The organism is Protofrankia sp. Cj3, assembly GCF_917627355.1.
GTDB lineage: Bacteria > Actinomycetota > Actinomycetes > Frankiales > Frankiaceae > Protofrankia.
The window spans coordinates 13772-17801 of sequence record NZ_CAKJTR010000008.1 but is presented as its reverse complement, the minus strand read 5'-3'; the positions used below and the strand labels follow the sequence as shown (position 1 = coordinate 17801).

At 66.9% G+C, this 4030-nt stretch carries 3 protein-coding genes; 2 read left to right on the top strand and 1 reads right to left on the bottom strand.

All coding sequences use genetic code 11. From position 1 onward, the window contains the following. Nucleotides 1-513, top strand: a 513-nt coding sequence (locus MJ783_RS02045; RefSeq protein ID WP_239308188.1) for a sensor histidine kinase KdpD, incomplete at its 5' end; no start/stop codon positions are given. 126 nt (nucleotides 514-639) lie between these two features. After that, nucleotides 640-1902, top strand: coding sequence for a hypothetical protein (locus tag MJ783_RS02040; protein ID WP_239308187.1), 1263 nt, complete (start codon nucleotides 640-642; stop codon nucleotides 1900-1902). Nucleotides 1903-2075: 173 nt separating this feature from the next. Here MJ783_RS02040 and MJ783_RS02035 read toward each other — a convergent pair whose 3' ends face one another. Continuing rightward, the gene (locus MJ783_RS02035; RefSeq protein WP_239308186.1) at nucleotides 2076-3830 is read right to left on the bottom strand and encodes an ATP-binding protein; all 1755 of its coding nucleotides are present in this window, start codon (nucleotides 3828-3830) and stop codon (nucleotides 2076-2078) included. Between the last annotated feature and the right edge of the window lie 200 nt (nucleotides 3831-4030).

Here is a 4030-nt window from a genome sequence, read left to right as displayed (position 1 = left end):
CTGCCCCCGATCGCCGACGCGGCGAACCGGATGACGGTCATCCTCGACACCCTCATGGCCGCCGCCCGCACAGGCGTTGGTGGACTGCCCGACCGGTGCGACGTCGGCGAGGTGCTGCAAGGACTTGCCAGGCGGTGGAGCGCCCCGCCGGAACTGGTGATGTCGGTGCCCGCCAGCACGCTTGCGGGGGTGGATGCCGGCCTGCTCGAGCGGATGTTGTCGCCGGTGCTGGACAACGCCCGCCGCTACGCACACACCCAGGTGCACGTGGTGGCACGGGTCGTCGCCGGCCAGCTCCGCATCGACATCCGTGACGACGGGCCCGGGCTTGGCCCCGACACGGCGGCGCACCTGTTCGAGCCGGGCTGGCGCGCGGACCCGCACGACGGCCACGACGGGGCGGGGCTTGGACTGGCGCTGGTCCACCGCCTCGCAGCCGCTGCCGGCGGGAGCGTACGGGCTTTCGACGGCGGGCCCGGCGCGGCTGTCGAGCTGTCGCTGCCCGGAGCGTGACACGCCGCTGACGCCGATGTGGTCAGGATTTGTTCAGGCCTGCTGAGCCACCGTGGCAGCATGACGACTCCTACGCGCCTCGCCGTGAACGACGACAGTTCCCCGGCATCGTTGCGAGGCCGGCAGATGCTCAGCAAAGTCCCAGAAGTCACCATCTACTTCTGGATCATCAAAGTGCTCTGTACGACAGTTGGTGAATCGGCTGCCGATTTCCTCAACGTCAACCTGAACCTTGGCCTGACGGGTACATCCGTCGTCACCGGCGTCCTGCTCGCCGTCGCGCTGATCTTCCAGTTCAGAACGCACCGCTACATACCGGGCATATACTGGCTGACGGTGGCGCTCGTAAGCGTCTTCGGCACACTGGTGACCGATAACCTCACGGACAGCGTCGGCGTGCCGCTCGAAACAAGCACCCTGATCTTCGGTGCCCTTCTCGGTCTCTCCTTCCTCGCATGGTATCTGACCGAGAAGACACTCTCCATTCATTCCATCTTCACCAGACGACGAGAAGCATTCTACTGGCTTACGGTTCTCGTCACCTTCGCGCTCGGTACGGCAACCGGCGATCTCATGGCCGAGGTGCTCGGGATCGGCTACCTGATGACAGGAATCATCGTGGCATCGCTGATCGCCATCATGGCGATTGGGTGGCGATTCGGGCTCAACCCGATTCTTTCCTTCTGGATCATCTACATCATGACCCGCCCGCTTGGAGCGTCGATCGGCGACTACCTCTCCCAGTCACCAGGCGAGGGTGGCCTGGGCCTGGGTGCGACGGTGACGAGCTTCATTTTTTCGGCCGGCATTCTCGGCATCGTCATTTATTTCTCGGTGACGAAAGCCGATGTCATCCCGAGTGCGTCTGCTGTTGATACTGACGAGACCGTGCGACGAGGAGGACCGTGGCAAACGGTCATCGTCGTGGCACTTGTTCTTGCTACCGCAGGGACGGGATACTTCCTGCGCAAGTCCTCCCTTCAAGCAGACACGTCAGACTCGGCTCCCGTCACGCAGCCGACCCCCTTCGAGGGCCAGCCAACGCAGCCGGCCTCCTTCGGGAACCAAATAGTACAGCCGGTCCCCAGCAGGGGCCAGACAGCACAGTCCTCGCCCCTCGGCGACCTCTCGAAGTTCCGAAAAATCACACAGGACACGCTGGATCTCCTGAACGCCGGCAACCAGTCTGGCGCCACGGCCCGCATCACTGATCTCGAAACCGAATGGGACAAAGGCGAAGCGCGCCTGAAACCGAAGGACAAAGCCACCTGGACCAGGATCGATGGAAAAATCGATACGGTGCTGCGCGCACTCCGAGCGACGAGTCCCAACACGGACGGCGAGAGGACCGCGCTAACCGCGTTGCTCACCGCGCTCGGCCCCGAATGACCGTGAACCTTTCCGTACAGCGATTCGTCGCGGTAGGTAGCTGACTGTCTGGTAGATCGGGCGAAGCGCCACCTCCGCCCCCGGCTTAGTGGTCGGCGCGGAACAGGTTCCCAGAGCGTGTTTGAGATCGGGCTTTCGATCAGTGAGCCGGAATGACGATCTCAAACGCGCTCTCAGGGCTGGGCGAGCCGGTAGCGCCTGTACGGGCTGTGCAGCGGCGCGGTGGCTTCGACCTGGCCGCCCGAGAGGAGGGTGCCGAGCGTTTTCGCAACCGCGGTCCGGCTCGCGCCCGTCGTCGCCTGCAGCTCCTCCCGGCTGGCTGAATCGGTGCCGGCGAGGGCTACGAGGATGCGGTCCGCGAGGCCGGTACCCGGCCGGCCCAGCCGCGTTGTCGCCGCCTGGCTGGCCACCGTCCCGAGCAGGCCTGAGGCGAGCCGGAACGCGCCGTCCTCCCGGGCCCGACGTGGGACCAGAATTCCGAGGTCGCGCAGATGGCCCAGCTCACGCCGCGCATCCGCGGTGCTCAGAGCCAACCTGCGCAGCAGGGCCACGTCTATGTCGTAGCCCGCCTTCGCGAGCGCGAGTGCGCCGAGCTGCGCTTCCGAAAGTTTCTCGCCCCGGCCGAGCCGTGCTGCCCAGGCGCGCAGCTCGGGGGTGACGGGAGAGGTCCGCGGAATGGTCACGCGGAAGTAGTCGAGGCTGTCGCTGAACAGCGGGACCAGCCCGGTGTCGTGCCGGACCTGACTGATCATCGCACCGACGCCCGAACCGCGGTTCTCGGCCACCGGACGTCCGGTGAGCGGGTCGCCGGTCTCCTGCAGCAGGGCTGCGAGGCGGGCGTTGCGGGATGATGAGGTGCTGGCCTCCCCCAGCGTCTCCAGCCGGACGTTGCCGAACAGCCCACCGGGACTGGTGACGGTGAACCGGTCGGGAAACAGCTCCACCTGGACCTGACTGCCGCGGGCCTGCGGGCTGTAGTCGCGGTGCATAAGCGCGTTGACGACGACTTCCCTGATCACCTCAGGCGCGATCTCCCAGATGTCCTCACGCCCGGCACCGACGATCCGGCTGGCCCGGCGGAGGTTGCGCTGCACCGCCAGCATCGCGTCGGCCACCATCGTCGGGGCGTTCCCGCCGACCGCGGCACTGTCCAGGAACCGAACCCCCCCCGGCCCCGGCCGGCTGCCGTCCTCATGCGGGTAGACCGCCACCGACACCATCAGCTGCGGGAAGAACCGCTGGGGATACCTGCCGACGCTGAGCAACCCCGCGAGCGACGGCACGAGCAATCCATTGTGCGCCACGAGAACGCCCAGCGAAACGAGCGCGTCAGGCTCACTCAACCCGGCGAACGCCCGCGGCGAATTACGGCTCGCGACCTCAACCAGACGCAGGACCGCACCCCGGTCCAGATCGTCAACCGTCGCTTCCGGAACCGGTTCCTCGTCCCAGCGGGGCTGCCCGGGGTTCTCCCGCAGCCGGTCGATCTCGTACGGCGTCAGCCGCTGATCCCCGTCACCGATCCGGGTGAACGCGCCGTTGTAGAGGCCCCTGGCGGTGACGTAACAGGGTCGCTGCGCCGGTGGCAGCGGGTCGATGTCGGTGACCACCAGGACAGCGCCCTCGAATGGCACGAGCTCCACGCTCGGCGCCAGCGGCGGCGTGATCTTTCCGCGGGCAACCGCGACCACCTCGTCCCGCAGCGCCGTCGGATCGCCGAGGTCGACAGGGCTGAATCCGGCGCACTCATCGAGCCCGAGGATGAGCAGACCGCCCCGGGAGTTGGCGAACGCGGACATCGTCTCGGCCACGCTCCGCGGCAGGCCCCCTGCGGCCCGCTTGACCTCGACGTCCTCCAACTCGCCACCGGCCGACCGCAGCCGCCTGACAATCGCGTCCAGCTCCACCGCTGCCTCCCCCCGGCCCACCAGACTTGCTCACCTACTTGCTTGCCAAGTTACCACTTCAGCAAGTAGAGCGGCGAGCTACCCGGCTCCAGGACAGGCATCGGGGTGTCCGGGTAAGAGCGCCCGGCAATAGGGGCGTGGATCAAGGAGCGGGGCTGGGGTGCGTACATCGCAAGGCGGCGGAGGGAATCACCCTGGTGTTGGGTGGCGACCGACGAGCC

Excerpts from the sequence above, each read along its gene's own strand:
- MJ783_RS02040 (WP_239308187.1), top strand. The coding sequence starts at position 640 with ATGCTCAGCAAAGTCCCAGAAGTCACCATCTACTTCTGGATCATCAAA.